The 14,573-nt window shown below is 62.5% G+C and carries 14 protein-coding genes, 1 tRNA gene and 2 pseudogenes; 16 read left to right on the top strand and 1 reads right to left on the bottom strand.

Annotated elements, in window-relative coordinates; genetic code table 11:
- The first annotated feature begins 6 nt into the window (after positions 1 to 6).
- The 9 genes from murA to OVA00_RS16375 all read left to right on the top strand — a co-directional run bounded on the left by murA (position 7) and on the right by OVA00_RS16375 (position 6,041).
- A complete protein-coding gene (gene murA / locus OVA00_RS16415) occupies positions 7 to 1,299 on the top strand; it encodes a UDP-N-acetylglucosamine 1-carboxyvinyltransferase (RefSeq protein ID WP_060522281.1) in 1,293 nt (430 codons plus the stop codon).
- Positions 1,300 to 1,405: 106 nt separating this feature from the next.
- The gene (locus tag OVA00_RS16410; protein ID WP_034797590.1) at positions 1,406 to 1,846 is read left to right on the top strand and encodes a DUF2948 family protein; all 441 of its coding nucleotides are present in this window, start codon (positions 1,406 to 1,408) and stop codon (positions 1,844 to 1,846) included.
- Positions 1,847 to 1,889: 43 nt separating this feature from the next.
- Positions 1,890 to 3,194, top strand: coding sequence for a histidinol dehydrogenase (hisD, locus tag OVA00_RS16405; RefSeq protein ID WP_060522280.1), 1,305 nt, complete (start codon positions 1,890 to 1,892; stop codon positions 3,192 to 3,194).
- Positions 3,191 to 3,667 (top strand): UPF0262 family protein, encoded by a 477-nt coding sequence (locus tag OVA00_RS16400; protein WP_034797007.1) that lies wholly within the window; start codon positions 3,191 to 3,193, stop codon positions 3,665 to 3,667. The genes hisD and OVA00_RS16400 overlap by 4 nt, the downstream gene beginning before the upstream one ends.
- A 14-nt stretch (positions 3,668 to 3,681) precedes the next feature.
- Positions 3,682 to 4,149, top strand: a complete 468-nt coding sequence (locus OVA00_RS16395; RefSeq protein WP_034797006.1) for an arsenate-mycothiol transferase ArsC — start codon at positions 3,682 to 3,684, stop codon at positions 4,147 to 4,149.
- A 271-nt stretch (positions 4,150 to 4,420) separates the two neighbouring features.
- Positions 4,421 to 4,639, top strand: a complete 219-nt coding sequence (infA, locus tag OVA00_RS16390) for a translation initiation factor IF-1 (protein ID WP_004435948.1) — start codon at positions 4,421 to 4,423, stop codon at positions 4,637 to 4,639.
- A gap of 147 nt (positions 4,640 to 4,786) precedes the next feature.
- Positions 4,787 to 5,407 carry a Maf-like protein gene (locus OVA00_RS16385; protein WP_034797002.1) on the top strand — a complete coding sequence of 207 codons (621 nt, stop codon included), beginning with the start codon at positions 4,787 to 4,789 and terminating at the stop codon, positions 5,405 to 5,407.
- A 4-nt stretch (positions 5,408 to 5,411) separates the two neighbouring features.
- Positions 5,412 to 5,624, top strand: a complete 213-nt coding sequence (gene yacG, locus OVA00_RS16380) for a DNA gyrase inhibitor YacG (protein ID WP_034797000.1) — start codon at positions 5,412 to 5,414, stop codon at positions 5,622 to 5,624.
- Positions 5,625 to 5,965: 341 nt separating this feature from the next.
- Positions 5,966 to 6,041: transfer RNA gene (locus tag OVA00_RS16375), tRNA-Phe, on the top strand.
- Between the two features lie 78 nt (positions 6,042 to 6,119).
- Here the strand turns inward: OVA00_RS16375 and OVA00_RS16370 are convergent.
- Complete coding sequence (locus OVA00_RS16370; RefSeq protein ID WP_034796999.1) at positions 6,120 to 7,019, bottom strand: LysR family transcriptional regulator; 900 nt, start codon at positions 7,017 to 7,019, stop codon at positions 6,120 to 6,122.
- Between the two features lie 98 nt (positions 7,020 to 7,117).
- Between OVA00_RS16370 and OVA00_RS16365 the strand changes: the two genes are divergently transcribed.
- From OVA00_RS16365 to OVA00_RS39790, 7 genes and pseudogenes are all read left to right on the top strand, one after another.
- Positions 7,118 to 8,188: a 4-oxalomesaconate tautomerase gene (locus tag OVA00_RS16365; RefSeq protein ID WP_090294987.1), complete on the top strand. Its 1,071-nt coding sequence runs from the start codon at positions 7,118 to 7,120 to the stop codon at positions 8,186 to 8,188.
- Positions 8,189 to 8,242: 54 nt separating this feature from the next.
- On the top strand, positions 8,243 to 9,223 hold the full coding sequence (locus OVA00_RS16360) for a Bug family tripartite tricarboxylate transporter substrate binding protein (RefSeq protein WP_244546723.1): 981 nt from the start codon (positions 8,243 to 8,245) through the stop codon (positions 9,221 to 9,223).
- Position 9,224: 1 nt separating this feature from the next.
- Complete coding sequence (locus OVA00_RS16355; protein WP_268089327.1) at positions 9,225 to 9,746, top strand: tripartite tricarboxylate transporter TctB family protein; 522 nt, start codon at positions 9,225 to 9,227, stop codon at positions 9,744 to 9,746.
- Position 9,747: 1 nt separating this feature from the next.
- The gene (locus OVA00_RS16350; RefSeq protein ID WP_112770557.1) at positions 9,748 to 11,253 is read left to right on the top strand and encodes a tripartite tricarboxylate transporter permease; all 1,506 of its coding nucleotides are present in this window, start codon (positions 9,748 to 9,750) and stop codon (positions 11,251 to 11,253) included.
- 196 nt (positions 11,254 to 11,449) lie between these two features.
- Positions 11,450 to 12,496 carry an acyltransferase family protein gene (locus OVA00_RS16345; protein ID WP_268089326.1) on the top strand — a complete coding sequence of 349 codons (1,047 nt, stop codon included), beginning with the start codon at positions 11,450 to 11,452 and terminating at the stop codon, positions 12,494 to 12,496.
- 177 nt (positions 12,497 to 12,673) lie between these two features.
- Positions 12,674 to 13,069: pseudogene (locus OVA00_RS39795) on the top strand (flagellin N-terminal helical domain-containing protein); the annotation flags it as partial.
- A gap of 1,122 nt (positions 13,070 to 14,191) precedes the next feature.
- Positions 14,192 to 14,437: pseudogene (locus OVA00_RS39790) on the top strand (flagellin); the annotation flags it as partial.
- Between the last annotated feature and the right edge of the window lie 136 nt (positions 14,438 to 14,573).

Here is a 14,573-nt window from a genome sequence, read left to right as displayed (position 1 = left end):
GGCCTCATGGATCGCATCAGGATTGTAGGCGGCAACAAGCTCAACGGCGTCATCCCGATTTCGGGCGCCAAGAATGCGGCCCTGCCGCTGATGATTGCGTCGCTTCTGACCGACGACACGCTGACGCTCGAAAACGTGCCGCATCTGGCCGACGTCGAGCAGCTGATCCGTATCCTCGGCAACCATGGCGCGGATATCTCCGTCAACGGTCGCCGCGAGCGCCAGGGCGAGAGCTACGCCCGCACCATCCATTTCACCTGCCGCAACATCGTCGACACGACCGCCCCTTACGAGTTGGTCTCGAAGATGCGCGCGAGCTTCTGGGTTATCGGCCCGTTGCTTGCCCGTGAGGGCAAGGCGCGGGTATCGCTGCCGGGCGGTTGCGCCATCGGCACGCGTCCGGTCGATCTCTTCATCGAAGGCCTGCAGGCGCTTTCCGCCAACATCGAGATCGACAGCGGTTACGTCAACGCGACGGCGCCGGCTGGCGGCCTGATCGGCGCGCGCTACACCTTCCCGAAGGTGTCGGTCGGCGCCACCCATGTGCTGATGATGGCAGCGACGCTTGCCAACGGCACCACGGTGCTCGGCAACGCCGCGCGCGAGCCTGAAGTCGTCGACCTCGCCAACTGCCTGAACGCCATGGGCGCCAAGATTACCGGCCAGGGAACCTCGACGATCACCATCGAGGGCGTTCGCTCGCTCTCCGGCGCCCGTCACCGCGTTCTTCCCGATCGCATCGAGACCGGCACCTACGCCATGGCCGTTGCCATGACCGGTGGCGACGTCATCCTCGAAGACACCGACATGGCGCTGCTCGACACGGCGCTGGAAGCGATCCGCCGCGCTGGCGCCGAGATCACCGAGACCAACAGCGGCATCCGCGTCGTGCGCAACGGCGCCGGCATTAAGCCGGTCGATATCGTCACTGATCCCTTCCCGGGCTTCCCGACCGACCTGCAGGCGCAGTTCATGGGTCTGATGACCATGGCGAAGGGCACCTCGCACATCACCGAGACGATCTTCGAGAACCGCTTCATGCACGTGCAGGAACTCGCTCGTCTCGGCGCCAAGATCTCGCTTTCCGGCCAGACGGCGAAAATCGAGGGCGTCAGCCGCCTGAAGGGCGCGCCTGTCATGGCGACCGACCTTCGTGCCTCCGTCTCGCTCGTCATCGCCGGCCTAGCCGCCGAAGGCGAGACCATGGTCTCGCGCGTCTATCATCTCGACCGCGGCTTCGAGCGGCTCGAAGAGAAGCTTACCCGGTGCGGCGCGCACGTCGAGCGCGTCAGCGACTGATTTGAACGGTTGCGCCTGATACCGTTGCGGTTTCAGGCGCAACATCCTATGTCCATTTCAATTGTGGCACGGCAAGATGTGCGGCGAAACGAAAGGAATGGATGGCATGACCGGATTGAAGCTGCTGGCGCTCGACGAGGAGGATCTCGCTGTCGTCTCCGCCCACGTCCAGGATGCCGTGTTCAAGGTTTCGGGCCTGGAATACGACGCGCGTCGCAAGCAGTTTTCTCTCATCGTCAACCGCTTCGTCTGGGAGACGGCCGATGGCAAGCGCCGCTCCTTTGAGCGCCGGCGTGCGGCTCTCCTCTTCAAACGTGTGAATGCAGTGCGCTCCGTCGGCTTCGACCGGCGTGACGGCGAGGCGGTGCTCGATCTGCTGACGCTGAAGTTCGCGCTGCAGGGCGAGGGGCCGGAAGGCACGCTGGAGTTGGTTCTGGCTGGCGACGCCTCGATCGCGCTTGACGTCGAATGCATCGAAACGCAGCTTGCGGATACCGGCGGGGCGTGGGAAACCGCTTTCAAGCCCAAGCATCCCGAAGGCGCTTGACGCTGATCGACCCGACCGACACTGGCATACAAGGACGTCCCCTTTGGCAATCAGGCTCAATTTTCTCGACGGTGACTTCGAACAAAAGTTCGCGGCATTCCTGACGACCAAGCGAGAGGTGTCCGAGGACGTCAATGCGGTGGTCAAGGCGATCATCGACGACGTGCGGGCACACGGTGACGCGGCGCTCGCCGAATACTCCAAGCGTTTTGATGGCGTCGATTTCCAGACGACGCCGATGGCGGTCAGCGCCGCCGAGATCGATGCGGCGATCCAGGCGGTCGAGCCGGAAGTTCTCGGCGCGCTAAAGGTCGCCGCCACCCGCATCGAGGCGCACCATGCCCGCCAGCGCCCGAAGGACGATATCTACCAGGACGCCATGGGCGTCGGCCTCGGCTCGCGCTGGACTGCGGTCGATGCCGTCGGCCTCTATGTGCCCGGCGGCACCGCGAGCTATCCGAGCTCGGTGCTGATGAACGCGCTGCCGGCAAAGGTTGCCGGCGTGTCCCGCATCGTCATGGTGGTGCCGGCAACCGGCGGCAAGATCAACCCGGCGGTGCTGGCTGCTGCACGCCTTGCCGGCGTCGAGGAAATCTACCGCATCGGCGGCGCGCAGGCTGTGGCCGCCCTTGCCTATGGCACCGAGACGATTGCACCGGTTGCCAAGATCGTCGGCCCGGGCAATGCCTATGTGGCTGCGGCCAAGCGCCAGGTCTTCGGCACGGTCGGCATCGACATGATCGCCGGCCCCTCCGAAGTGCTTGTTATTGCCGACAAGCACAACGATCCGGACTGGATCGCTGCCGATCTTCTCGCCCAGGCCGAGCACGATGTCGGCGCCCAGTCGATCCTGATCACCGACGATGCGGATTTCGGCCAGGCGGTCGAGAGCGCGGTCGAGCGGCAGCTGAAAACGCTGCCACGCGCCGAAACGGCGTCGGCAAGCTGGCGCGATTTCGGCGCCGTCATCCTCGTGCCCGATCTTGAGAAGGCCGTGCCGCTCGCGAACCGCATCGCTGCCGAACACTTGGAGCTGGCGCTTGCCGACCCCGAACCGATGGTGGCCAAGATCCGCAATGCCGGCGCGATCTTCGTCGGTCGCCACACGCCCGAGGTCATCGGCGACTATGTCGGCGGCTCCAACCACGTGCTGCCGACCGCCCGCTCCGCGCGCTTCTCCTCCGGCCTTGGCGTGCTGGATTACATGAAGCGCACGTCGATCCTGCGGCTTGATGCCGAACAATTGCGGATCCTCGGACCGGCGGCAATCGTGCTGGCAAAATCCGAAGGCCTTGAGGCTCATGCGCGCTCCGTCGCCATTCGCCTCAATCTCGGGGACGCTGGATGAAGGCGGACCGCAACCAGCGTCTCTGCGATGTCGTTCTGGACGAGACCATCGGCCGCTCGACCCCTGACGTGGAGCATGAGCGCGCGGTTGCGATCTTCGACCTGCTCGAAGAAAACCTGTTCGAGCCGGTCGGCCATCCAGGCGGCCCCTATAAGCTCAATCTCTCGCTCGTCGACGCCAAGCTCGTCTTTGCGATCTCGACCGACAAGGGCAGCGACGTCGCTACCCATATTCTGTCGCTGACGCCGTTCCGCCGGATCGTGAAGGACTACTTCATGATCTGCGAAAGTTACTACGAAGCGATCCGCTCGGCGACGCCGAGCCAGATCGAGGCGATCGACATGGGGCGCCGCGGTATTCACAACGAGGGTTCGCAGACGCTGATGGATCGCCTCTCCGGCAAGATCCGGCTGGACTTCGATACCGCCCGCCGCCTGTTCACGCTCGTCTGCGTGCTCTACTGGCGCGGGTGAGGGCGGCGACCGGCATGGCGGGAACCGAGGCTCAGCGCTTGAAAATGCCCCGCTCGGTCCTCTTCATGTGCGGCATGAACGCTATTCGCTCGCCGATGGCCGAAGCGCTCGCCAAGGCGGCGCTGCCGGCCGGAACCTATGTCGCCTCTGCCGGCGTGCGGCATGGCGAACGCGACCCCTTCGTCGACGTGGTCATGGCCGAAGTGGGCCTGAGCCTCGGTCGCCACCAGCCGCATACGCTCGATGAACTCGAGGATGACTATTTCGACCTTATCGTCACGCTGGCGCCGGAGGCGCATCACAAGGCGCTCGAATTGACGCGCTCCATGGCCGTCGACGTGGTCTACTGGCCGACGCCGGATCCGACGGTGGCTGCCGGCACGCGCGAGCAGATCGTCGATGCCTACCGCGCCGTGCGCGATCACCTGTCGACGCTGATCAATCATCGGTTGATCGGCTCCAGGAAGTCGGAAGACGCTTGAGAGTGTTGCGAAAAATCCCCGCGCGGTCTGCAGTCTCCGTCGCTTCCATGCCGGCGTAAATCTCGATCGATTTAAGACTAGAGACATGGAGCGGTACGAAGTGCTATAGCGGCTTCGCGCTTCTGATCCGACGCGCGGCACAGTAGCCCGTCACAAAAGCGCAAAAGCCGGTCTTAGATGGTTCACAAATCCTCGTCGATTGTGTAGTTTCCGGCGAATTTTTCGGGATACCTGACGGTTCCCTAAACAAAGATAGAAAGAACAGTCCTACATGGCGAAAGAAGAAGTCCTTGAATTTCCGGGCGTGGTCACCGAATTGCTTCCGAATGCGACCTTCCGCGTGAAGCTCGAAAACGAGCATGAGATCATCGCTCACACTGCTGGTCGTATGCGCAAGAACCGCATTCGCGTGCTTGCCGGCGACAAGGTTCTCGTTGAAATGACCCCGTACGACCTTACCAAGGGCCGTATCACCTACCGCTTCAAGTAAGCCGCTCCGGCTCTTAGCAATTCCTGGAGCATTTCCGCTTCTACTTCGAATCGCGAAAACGCTCTAACCTTTGGTTGGATTGCAATTCCAGACGTAAACCGCCTATCGCATTTTGCTGGAATTGCTCTGGAGTGACGGCTCGTTCCGATGACAGTGGCCAAGAAACTGATACTTGCGTCCGGTTCGCCGCGTCGCGTCGAGCTTCTGGCGCAAGCCGGCATCGAGCCCGCGCGCCTGATGCCGATGGATCTCGATGAGACGCCGAAGCGTGCCGAACATCCGCGTTCGCTCGCAAGGCGCCTGTCGGCCGAAAAGGCGCGAGCGGCGCTTGCTGCAGTCAAGGGCGAGGCCGGCTGGGACGGAAGCTACATTCTGGCAGCCGATACGGTCGTTTGCGTTGGCCGCCGCATCCTGCCGAAACCGGAACTCGTCAGCGAAGCCTCGAGCGCGCTGCATCTTCTTTCCGGCCGCAGTCATCGCGTCTACACCGGCGTCTGCCTGATCACCCCGGACAAGACCGTGCGCCAGAAGGTCGTCGACACCAAGGTGCGCTTCAAGCGCCTGTCCGGTTTCGATATCGAGAGCTATCTCGCCTCGGGCCAATGGCGCGGCAAGGCGGGCGGCTACGGCATCCAGGGCATCGCCGGCAGCTTCGTGGTCAAGCTCGTCGGCTCCTACAGCAACGTCGTTGGCCTGCCGCTTTACGAAACCGTCAGCCTGCTTGTCGGCGAAGGCTATGACGTGCACAATCGTTGGCTGGAAGGCTGAACGAGTGACCGACGAAACGAAGAAAAGCGCTTCGAACGTTGCGCCCCTGCGCGCACCGCGCCCATGTCCGGAATGTGGCCGGCCGTCGCATCGGGAACACTATCCTTTCTGCTCCGACCGCTGCCGCAACGTCGACCTCAATCGCTGGCTCTCCGGCTCCTACGCTATTCCGGTCGCCGACGACGAGGCGAAGGCCGACGACGGCGACGACCGCTAGGCGTACCGCTGCGGCCGGACCCGCCGGTCCGGCTTTTCCTTCCCCACATCCTCTTTGCCGCGAACGACGCCTCGAAGATCCTCGCGCGTCACCGGGTGCGTGCAATCATCTTTTTCGGCTTCCAACGGCCACTTTCCACGAAAAATGGACCAGGGAGAGGATGCGATCTCTCTGAAACTCCTCGCTTTTTCGGCGTTTCGATTGTCCACAGGATTTCGGTCAAAAAACTTTCATTTGGCGCTGGACACCGCCGAACAAGATGCTATAACCCCGCTCGTTCCCGGGGCAAACACAAGCGCCCCGATGGTTCCGAAAGGAGCCGATGCCCGAAACGGCAGGATGCCCGGATAGCTCAGTTGGTAGAGCAGCGGATTGAAAATCCGCGTGTCGGTGGTTCAAATCCGCCTCCGGGCACCATTCTTTCTTCTCGAAGATCTTGGTTCCTTCAAGCGCTGCCGTGTCGTTTCCTTGCGTCCGCTGTGCGGCTGCGCTCCCTCAATACGTCGTCCACTCCTGCACCAGCATCTCGCGAAAGCGGATGGCGGCCGGTGATAGTCTGCCGCCGCGGCGTTCGACAAGGCCGATGGTGCGGCTGACGGTGGGGGCGGTCAGCGGCACGGTGGCGATAACAGGGTGTTCGACCTGGGGTGTGGCCAGCCGCGGCATCACGGAGATGCCGAGGCCCGCCTCGACGAGGCCGAGCGAGGTCGAGAGGTGGTTGACCTCGTAGAACCAGTTGAGCTGCACCTGGGCCGTTGTCAGCGCCCGGTCGAGCACGGCACGGTTGCCGCTGGTCTTGCTGACGCCGATGAGCGGGTGGCCGGTCAGATCCGCCCAGGTCAGTTGCTTCGAGGTCGCCAGCGGATGATCGCGGCGGCAGGCGAGCACGAACGGGTCGTCGACAAGCGGCGTGAAGCTGAGATCAGGGCGCGCCGCGCCAGTGATGTTGATGCCGAATTCGACCTCGCCGTTGGCGACCGCATCGAGCCCCTCATTGGCCGAGAGATCGAGGATTCGGAAGCGGATGCCCGGGAATTTCTCGTTGAAGGATTGCACAACCCTGGGAAGAAAATAGAAGGCCGCGGTCGGGACCGAGGCGATGGTGACCTGGGCGCGGTGTCGCCCACCGAGGTCGCTGATCGAGAGGATCGATTCCTCGAATTCGTCAACCAGACGCCTGACCAGTGGCAGAAGCTCCCGCCCGACCTGCGTCGGGGCCACGTGCCGGGTCGTGCGTTCGATCAACTGCGCGCCGACGGAGGCTTCAAAGCCCTTGATCCGCCGTGAAAGCGCAGGTTGTGAAAGATTGAGCTGGCGGGCAGCTTCGTTGAACGAGCCGAGGTCGAGTACGGCGAGAAAAGCCTTGAGGTCGAGGAATTCGAAATTATTGCGCATATCGGAATAATTACGTCATTCTTTGCATTTCACAACAGATTTGATCCGTGAGATCCCTCCGATCAGCCGGTTGCGGCCGGTTCGAAGGAGCATGCGGAATGGATGACTTGATCAGGATACCCTGCGTGATGATGCGCGGCGGAACGTCGAAGGGACCGTTTTTTCTGTCTCGCGATCTTCCGGCTGATCCCGTCGAGCGCGACCGCCTGCTGATCGAAATCATGGGCTCCGGCCACCCGCTGCAGATCGACGGTCTCGGCGGCGGCAACTCGCTGACGAGCAAGGTCGCGATCGTCGGTCCGTCGAGCCGTCCGGAAGCTGATGTCGATTATCTCTTCGCCCAGGTGAAGGTGCTGGAGCGCAGCGTCGATACGGCGCCGAACTGCGGCAACATGCTCTCGGCCGTCGGCCCCTTCGCCATCGAGGCCGGCCTGGTTCTGCCGACCGGCGACGAAACGGTCATCAAGGTTCACAACGTCAACACCGGCAAGATCATCGACGCCCGCATTCAGACCCCCGGCGGCGCGATCGCCTATCAGGGAGAGGCCGCCATCGACGGCGTGCCGGGCAAGGCCGCCCCTGTCTATCTGGCCTTTCGCGATGCGATCGGCGCCAAGACCGGCCGACTGCTGCCGAGCGGCAAGGCGACCGATGTCATTCTCGGTCTTGAAGTGACGCTGCTGGACGGCGCAACGCCGGTGGTGATCATCACCGCCGAGGATATGGGCTACAGCGGCTCGGAGCCCGCTGCAGCTTTCGACGCCGATACGGATTTCATGGCCCGGCTCGAGGAAATCCGGCGGGAGGCCGGAAGGCTGATGGGGATGGGGGATGTCAGCCAGTCGGTTCTGCCGAAGCCAGTGCTGATCGGGGCGCCCGCGAACGGCGGCGATCTGGCCGTGCGCTATTTCACGCCCGCCAATTGCCACACCGCGCTTGCAACGACCGGTGCCGTAAGCCTCGGTTTGGCGGCAACGATCCCGACCGGCCTGGTGGGTCGGCGTTTTCCGGAGCTTTCGCTGCCGGCGACGCTCGCCTTCGAGCACCCGACCGGTGAACTGCGGGTAAGGGTCGAGAAGGCCATAGGAGACAATAGCCCGACTGTGTCTGTGATGCGCACCACGCGTCGGCTGTTTGAAGGTGCGGCTCTTGTTCGCAAAGACGCTTAGGGTCTTGCAGAGCAACATGTCGCGAATGCATTAACGAACTGGGAGGAGAACAAAATGCCCATGAAATTTACCCGTCGCGTCGCCCTGGCCCTGTGCGGGGCCGCCATGACCATGTCGGTCGCAGCCCCTGTGATGGCGCAGGAAGCCTATCCATCCAAGCCGATCACGCTGGTGGTTTCCTATGCCGCCGGCGGCGGCACAGATGCCATCGCCCGCGTCTTTGCCGCGCGGCTTGAAAAGGCGCTCGGCGGTCGCGTCATCGTCGAAAACCGGCCGGGTGCCGCCGCCAACCTTGGAACCGAAGTCGCCGCTGCGGCTGATCCCGACGGCTACACCCTGCTGATCGGCAATCAGGGCCCGATGGTCGTCAACCCGCATATCTTCAAGCTGAAGGCCGATCCGGGCACGGACCTCGATCCGATCGCGATGATCGCGGATGCGTCCCTCGTCGTCGTTGTCGGACCATCGCTCAAGGTCAACACGCTCGGCGAACTGGTCGAGGCGGCCAAGTCCGGCGAGCTGGTCTATGGTTCGGCCGGCAACGCCTCGGCCAGCCATCTCGGCGCGCTGCTGCTCGGCCAGACCGCCGGCATCAAGGTCAGGCACGTTCCTTACAAGGGCGCAGGCCCGGCGGTGAACGACCTCGTCGGCGGCCACATTGACTTCATGGTCACCACCATTCCCTCGGCGATCGGGCTGATCGAGAGCGGCACGCTGAAGGCGCTTGCCGTCACCGGCGACAAGCGCTTTGCGAGCCTGCCGGATGTGCCGACCGCCATTGAAGCCGGCGTTCCGGGCTACACGGCCTCGGCCTGGTATGGCCTCGTCGGCCCGAAGGGCATGCCGGCGGACGTAAAGTCGAAGCTCGAGGCGGCGACGACCGAGACGCTCAGCGATGCCGACGTGCTCGACAAGCTGAAGAACGACGGCGCCGTGCCGTCCTCCATGGGCCCCCAGGCCTTTGCCGATTTCATGGCCAAGGAGCGCGCGCGCTGGGGCGACGTGGTGAAAGCGGCCGACATCAAGGTCGAGTAAGATGGAAGCCACGTCCACGAACACTGAAACCGAGCCCTCTGCGGGAGGGCTCGGCCGGGAGAGGCTTGCCGGCATCGTGCTGGTCGGCCTCGGCGGGCTTGGCCTGTGGGCCGGCTCCGATCTGCCCTTCATGACCTCGGAAGGCGTCGGCTCGGGGCTGATGCCGCGGCTGCTTTCCCTCGTCATCCTAGGGCTCGGGTTCCTGCAACTGGTGCTGAGCCGAAAGGATCCGGGGCCTTCGACCGGCCGCTGGGCGATCCGCGAGACGATCCCCGTCATCCTCGGCGTCGTTCTCTTTGCCGTTACGGTGCGTGGCTATCATCTCGGTCCGGTTACCATTCCCGGTCTCGGCCTCTCGATCGCCTGTCCGCTGGCGGTCGTCGCTTCCGGCCTGGCCGCGCGCGATGCGCGCCTTGGCGAACTTCTTGTCTTTGCCGCCGTGCTAACAGCCTTCTGCATCGGCCTCTTTCGCTATGCGCTCGGGCTTTCGGTACCCGTTGCGCCCTGGCTTCTAGGATACTGAGATGCTGGACGTCTTTATCAATCTCGGCCTCGGCATGACCGTGGCGTTCACCCTGCAGAACATCGCGCTCTGCTTCATCGGCTGTCTCATCGGCACGCTGGTGGGCGTGTTGCCCGGCGTCGGCCCGGTTGCCACAATCGCGATCCTGCTGCCGGTCACCCTCTCGCTCGATCCGACCGGCTCGTTGATCATGCTCGCCGGCATCTATTACGGCGCCCAGTACGGCGGCTCGACCACGGCGATCCTCGTCAACATTCCCGGTGAGGCGACCGCGGTCGTCACGGCCATCGACGGCCACAAGATGGCACAGAAGGGCCAGGCGGGGCTTGCGCTCGGCCTGGCGGCGATCGGTTCCTTCTTTGCTGGCACGGTTGCCACCATCGTGATTGCCGCTCTCGGCGTTCCGATGACGCGCATGGGCCTTCTCTTCGGCCCGACCGAGTATTTTTCGCTGATGATCATGGGCCTCGTCTTTGCCGTCGTGCTGGCGCACGGCTCGCTTCTGAAGGCGGTTTCGATGATCCTCGTCGGCGTGCTGCTCTCCTGTGTCGGCGCCGATATGGAAACGGGTCGCGAGCGCATGACCTTCGGCCTTGAAATGCTCCAGGACGGCATCGAATTCGTCGTGCTGGCCATGGGCATCTTCGGCTTCGGCGAGATCTTCAAGAACCTTGCCGATCCGGAATCCCGCGATGTCGTGCGCAGCCGCATCGGCCGCCTGTGGCCGACGCTGAAGGAGCTGAAGGATAACTTCCCGCCGATCCTGCGCGGCACCTTCCTCGGCTCTGTCCTTGGCGTTCTGCCGGGCAACGGCGCGATCCTCGGCCCCTTTGCCAGCTATGCGGTGGAAAAGCGTATGTCGAAGCGGCCGCAGGACTTCGGCCATGGCGCACCGGCGGCCGTCGCCGGCCCGGAAAGCGCCAACAATGCCGGCGCGCAGACCTCGTTCATCCCGCTTCTCACCCTCGGCCTGCCGCCGAATGCGGTGATGGCGCTGATGGTGGGCGCGATGATGATCCAGGGCATCGTGCCCGGGCCACAGGTGATCGAGCGCAATCCGGAACTGTTCTGGGGGCTCATCGCCTCGATGTGGATCGGCAACCTCATGCTGGTCATCATCAACCTTCCGCTGATCGGTCTGTGGGTGAAGCTGCTGCGCGTGCCCTATCGCCTCCTGTTTCCGGCCATCGTCTGCTTCTGCTGCATCGGCCTCTACTCGATCGCCAACGATGCGGCCCAGGTAATGATGGCCGCCCTGTTCGGGATCATCGGCTACGCCCTCTACAAGCTCGAATTCGAGCCTGCGCCGCTGGCGCTCGGCTTCGTGCTGGGCCGCTTGCTAGAGGAGAAGCTGCGCCAGTCGCTGATTATCTCCGGCGGCAGCCCGCTGACCTTCCTGCAATCGCCGCTGTCGGCAATTCTGCTGGCGATCGCCGTCATGGCGCTTGTGATCGCCATCTCGCCGTCGATGCGGCGAAACCGCGACGAGGTCTTCAAGGAAGCCTAAGGGTTGCTTCTAAACGTTGGAAAGGCCACGGGCACGCCGCGCCCGTGGCCTTTCTGTTTTCGGGCAGGCGCGCGAGGTATCGTCGCCGATCGGTCAAGAACATCGCTCTCTTCACAAGTGCGCGGAAGCGGCGTAATCTCCAAGGATATTCTTAAGTAGAAATAATTTAAGTAATAGATCCTGCGGGGACAAAGGAATGGCTGCGACGGGAGCGCGCGGCGACAGGCGGGAGCAAATTGACGGGCTTCGCGTGATCGCCATGACGGGGGTATTGTACGTTCATTACTGGAACGAGCATCCCACACTTGAATCTGTTCGAGTTTCACTCTTCTTCATCATCAGCGGCTTCTTGATCGGGGTGATCCTGCTGTCGGCAAAAGACACCCAGGCAACGATCAACGTCACCAATTTCTACATTCGCCGCTCGCTTCGCCTGCTTCCGGCGCTGTTCCTGATGCTGTTCGTGGCGGCACTGTTCAACATGGATGGTATACGCAACAGCCTGGCGTGGCACACGTTTCAGATGTCGAGCCTGTATTTCGCCATCACCCAGGACTGGGAGCCCTGGGTTGCCGCGCATCTCTGGAGCCTCAACATCGTCGAGCAGTTCTACCTTACCGCTCCGCTGATCATCATCTTCCTGAGCCGGCGGCACATATTCGTGGCTTATGTGCTCATCTTCACGATGTCGGTGATTGCCCGAACCTATAGCGACGAGCTCGGTCTTCTCGCCTGGTCAAACATCGTTCTTGCTTTCGACCCGGTGGCGGCAGGGGCGATCCTGGCGCTGGTCAAGGACAATGCCGATGTGCGGGCGGTTCTGACGAGCAAGCTCAACAACCTCGCGTCTGTCGCGATCATCGCGTCGCCTCTCTTCGTCGGTTTCAAGTTCGGCCATTCGGAAACCTATAAGTTGCTTTGCATCTACGCGCTGGCCTCGATCGTTCTGAGTTCCTACATCGGATACAAGGGCGTGTCGGCCTATCTCCTGGCAAACCCCGTCACGCGCTTCCTCAGCCGCGTCAGTTACGCGACCTATGTGTACCACATGGCGCTCTGGTGGCTGGTCGCAGAACAGTGGCCGGCGCTCTACAGGGCGGGGCCGATGACGTTCCTCATCATGAGCACCATCACGGTCATCGTCGCGACGATTTCCTGGCATCTGGTGGAAAAGCACTTCGACGCCCTGAAAGCCCTGTTCCCCGTAACCCAACCGGTGCCGCTGGCGGTCGAGCGTGCCTGACCCCGCCTGCAGGGCGAGGAGCAAGGGCGCAATTATTGCCAACCATCGGAAGGGCTGACGCAATATTTGCGCCCCGAGGCGAGGTTTCTTAAGTCGGTGTTAACCACGTATTTGGTTCTATCGCCACAATCACAGAGGCCCATGAAGGGCATTTTTCAATTTTAAGATGTCACTAATATGGTCAGCATTCTCACGAACGCTGGAGCGATTTCTGCGCTCCAGACTCTGCGTACGATTAACTCCGACATGGCTCAGGTCCGCGGGCAACTGAACTCGGGCCTGAGAATTCAGACGGCGGCCGACAACGCCGCCTATTGGTCGATCTCGACAACCATGCGCTCCGACGCCAAGGCCGTGTCTGCGGTCCAGGACGCGCTCGGGCTGGGAGCGGCCAAGGTCGAGACGGCCTATGCGGCGATGGATGCCGTTACCGGTATTCTCAGCGAGTTCAAGGCCAGGCTGGTGACGGCGAGGGAGCCCGGCGTCGACAAGGGCAAGCTCCAGAAGGAGCTCGACCAGCTCAAGCAGCAGATCCTGAGCATCGTGGATTCGGCGAGCTTCAGCGGACAGAACTGGCTGAGAACCAATGTCTCCGACATCTATGACAGCGATCTGAATCGCACGTCCGTCGCCTCCTCGTTTTCGAGAGACGCCCGAAACGGCGTGTCGCTGAACACGGCCGACTTTTTCCTGCGGGACTCCTCGCTGTTCAACAGCACCGGCGGCGGCATCCTGCAGGCCGACACGCGGGATCTGAGGACCGTCGGCGGGATCCGCTTCGTGACCTCGGTCGATGTCGACGGCTACACCACCAACAGCAACTACAACAACCGGGCGGGCCAGGCTGGCGAATTCGTGTTCCATTTCACGGGGCCGCTCAGTTTTTCGAACGCGGGCGACAAGATCACGTTTGACGTCATCGTCGACAAGGACAGCAGCTCTCAAGGTCTCTCGCTGCCGCTACACGCCGGAAAGACGACCTCGGTCACCGTCGATCGCACCACCGTCGACACGGTGCTCGGCGCCGCTGCCAACGGCGTGATATCGGACTACACGCAATATGCAGCAGTGCTCGACCACGCGGTCAAGCAGGCGGGGGCCGGCGCCACGGTCAAGACATATAGGCACCCCTATGAGCCTTACGCCCCCATTATCAATCAAATCGGCTTCATGACACAGCAGAATTCCGGCCTCGACGGGTCCTATGTCGAGGTCGCCAATCTGGTCGTCAGCACGTCGAGTGGCGGCGGAGCTGGTCTCGTTGAAAACTCGGATTTCGGCGAGCGCGGATCGGAGATGACGCTGACGTTCGAGCAGTTCGAGGTCTACAAGGACGTCGTCATATCCTTCAATTTTTCGGTGAACGGCGAAGCTCCCAGCACCCATTCCTTCGACCGCAATCAGGTGAACGCGCTGCTGGGCAAGGATACCGGCAAGATCGAAACGGTCGACGAGATGGTGACGGTGCTTCAGTCGCTCATCACCCGGCCGAACACCATCATTCAGAACAACGGCTCAGGCGGCATCCTGATAAAGTCCGATCCGGCCGTCGATCGGAAATCCGGTGCCGGAACCTTTATCGGCTTCACCAACATTGACGTGAACATCGAACCGATCGCCCGCAGAAACTTCCTTGACGTCGATATCGCGGCCAACCCGCAATCGGTCGATTCCTATCTCCACTACATCGAAGTCGTCCTGCAGCGGACCATCGATGGTGCAGCGGCGCTCGGTTCGCTGCTGTCGCGCATCGACATGCAAACGACCTTCGCTCAAACGCTGATGGCGACGATCGACAAGGGGGTCGGGCGCCTGGTGGATGCCGACATGAACGAGACATCGACGCGGCTGAAGGCCTTGCAGTCGCAGGAGCAGCTCGGCATTCAGGCTTTGCAGATCGCCAACTCCGACGCTCAGAACATCCTGCAGCTCTTCCGCTGAGACAAGCCGCAAAGGTGGATTTGGAGGGCGCGGCTAGGAGGGGAGAATATCGTCGGCGCTTCGGACCTAGCTTCGACTGACCCTGGAACTTAACCCAGCCGAGACTCCTCGGCTGTCACCTGCGTTACAGGCGTGT

This window comes from Ensifer sp. SL37, assembly GCF_026672675.1.
In the GTDB taxonomy this organism is placed as follows: Bacteria; Pseudomonadota; Alphaproteobacteria; order Rhizobiales; family Rhizobiaceae; genus Ensifer; species Ensifer adhaerens.
This window is presented reverse-complemented; position numbering and strand designations above follow the sequence as displayed.

Excerpts from the sequence above, each read along its gene's own strand:
- OVA00_RS16400 (WP_034797007.1), top strand. The coding sequence starts at position 3,191 with ATGAAGGCGGACCGCAACCAGCGTCTCTGCGATGTCGTTCTGGACGAG.
- OVA00_RS16350 (WP_112770557.1), top strand. The coding sequence starts at position 9,748 with ATGCTGGACGTCTTTATCAATCTCGGCCTCGGCATGACCGTGGCGTTC.
- OVA00_RS16410 (WP_034797590.1), top strand. The coding sequence starts at position 1,406 with ATGACCGGATTGAAGCTGCTGGCGCTCGACGAGGAGGATCTCGCTGTC.
- OVA00_RS16370 (WP_034796999.1), bottom strand. The coding sequence starts at position 7,019 with ATGCGCAATAATTTCGAATTCCTCGACCTCAAGGCTTTTCTCGCCGTA.
- OVA00_RS16395 (WP_034797006.1), top strand. The coding sequence starts at position 3,682 with ATGGCGGGAACCGAGGCTCAGCGCTTGAAAATGCCCCGCTCGGTCCTC.
- OVA00_RS16345 (WP_268089326.1), top strand. The coding sequence starts at position 11,450 with ATGGCTGCGACGGGAGCGCGCGGCGACAGGCGGGAGCAAATTGACGGG.
- OVA00_RS16355 (WP_268089327.1), top strand. The coding sequence starts at position 9,225 with ATGGAAGCCACGTCCACGAACACTGAAACCGAGCCCTCTGCGGGAGGG.
- murA (WP_060522281.1), top strand. The coding sequence starts at position 7 with ATGGATCGCATCAGGATTGTAGGCGGCAACAAGCTCAACGGCGTCATC.
- infA (WP_004435948.1), top strand. The coding sequence starts at position 4,421 with ATGGCGAAAGAAGAAGTCCTTGAATTTCCGGGCGTGGTCACCGAATTG.
- OVA00_RS16365 (WP_090294987.1), top strand. The coding sequence starts at position 7,118 with ATGGATGACTTGATCAGGATACCCTGCGTGATGATGCGCGGCGGAACG.
- OVA00_RS16385 (WP_034797002.1), top strand. The coding sequence starts at position 4,787 with ATGACAGTGGCCAAGAAACTGATACTTGCGTCCGGTTCGCCGCGTCGC.
- OVA00_RS16360 (WP_244546723.1), top strand. The coding sequence starts at position 8,243 with ATGCCCATGAAATTTACCCGTCGCGTCGCCCTGGCCCTGTGCGGGGCC.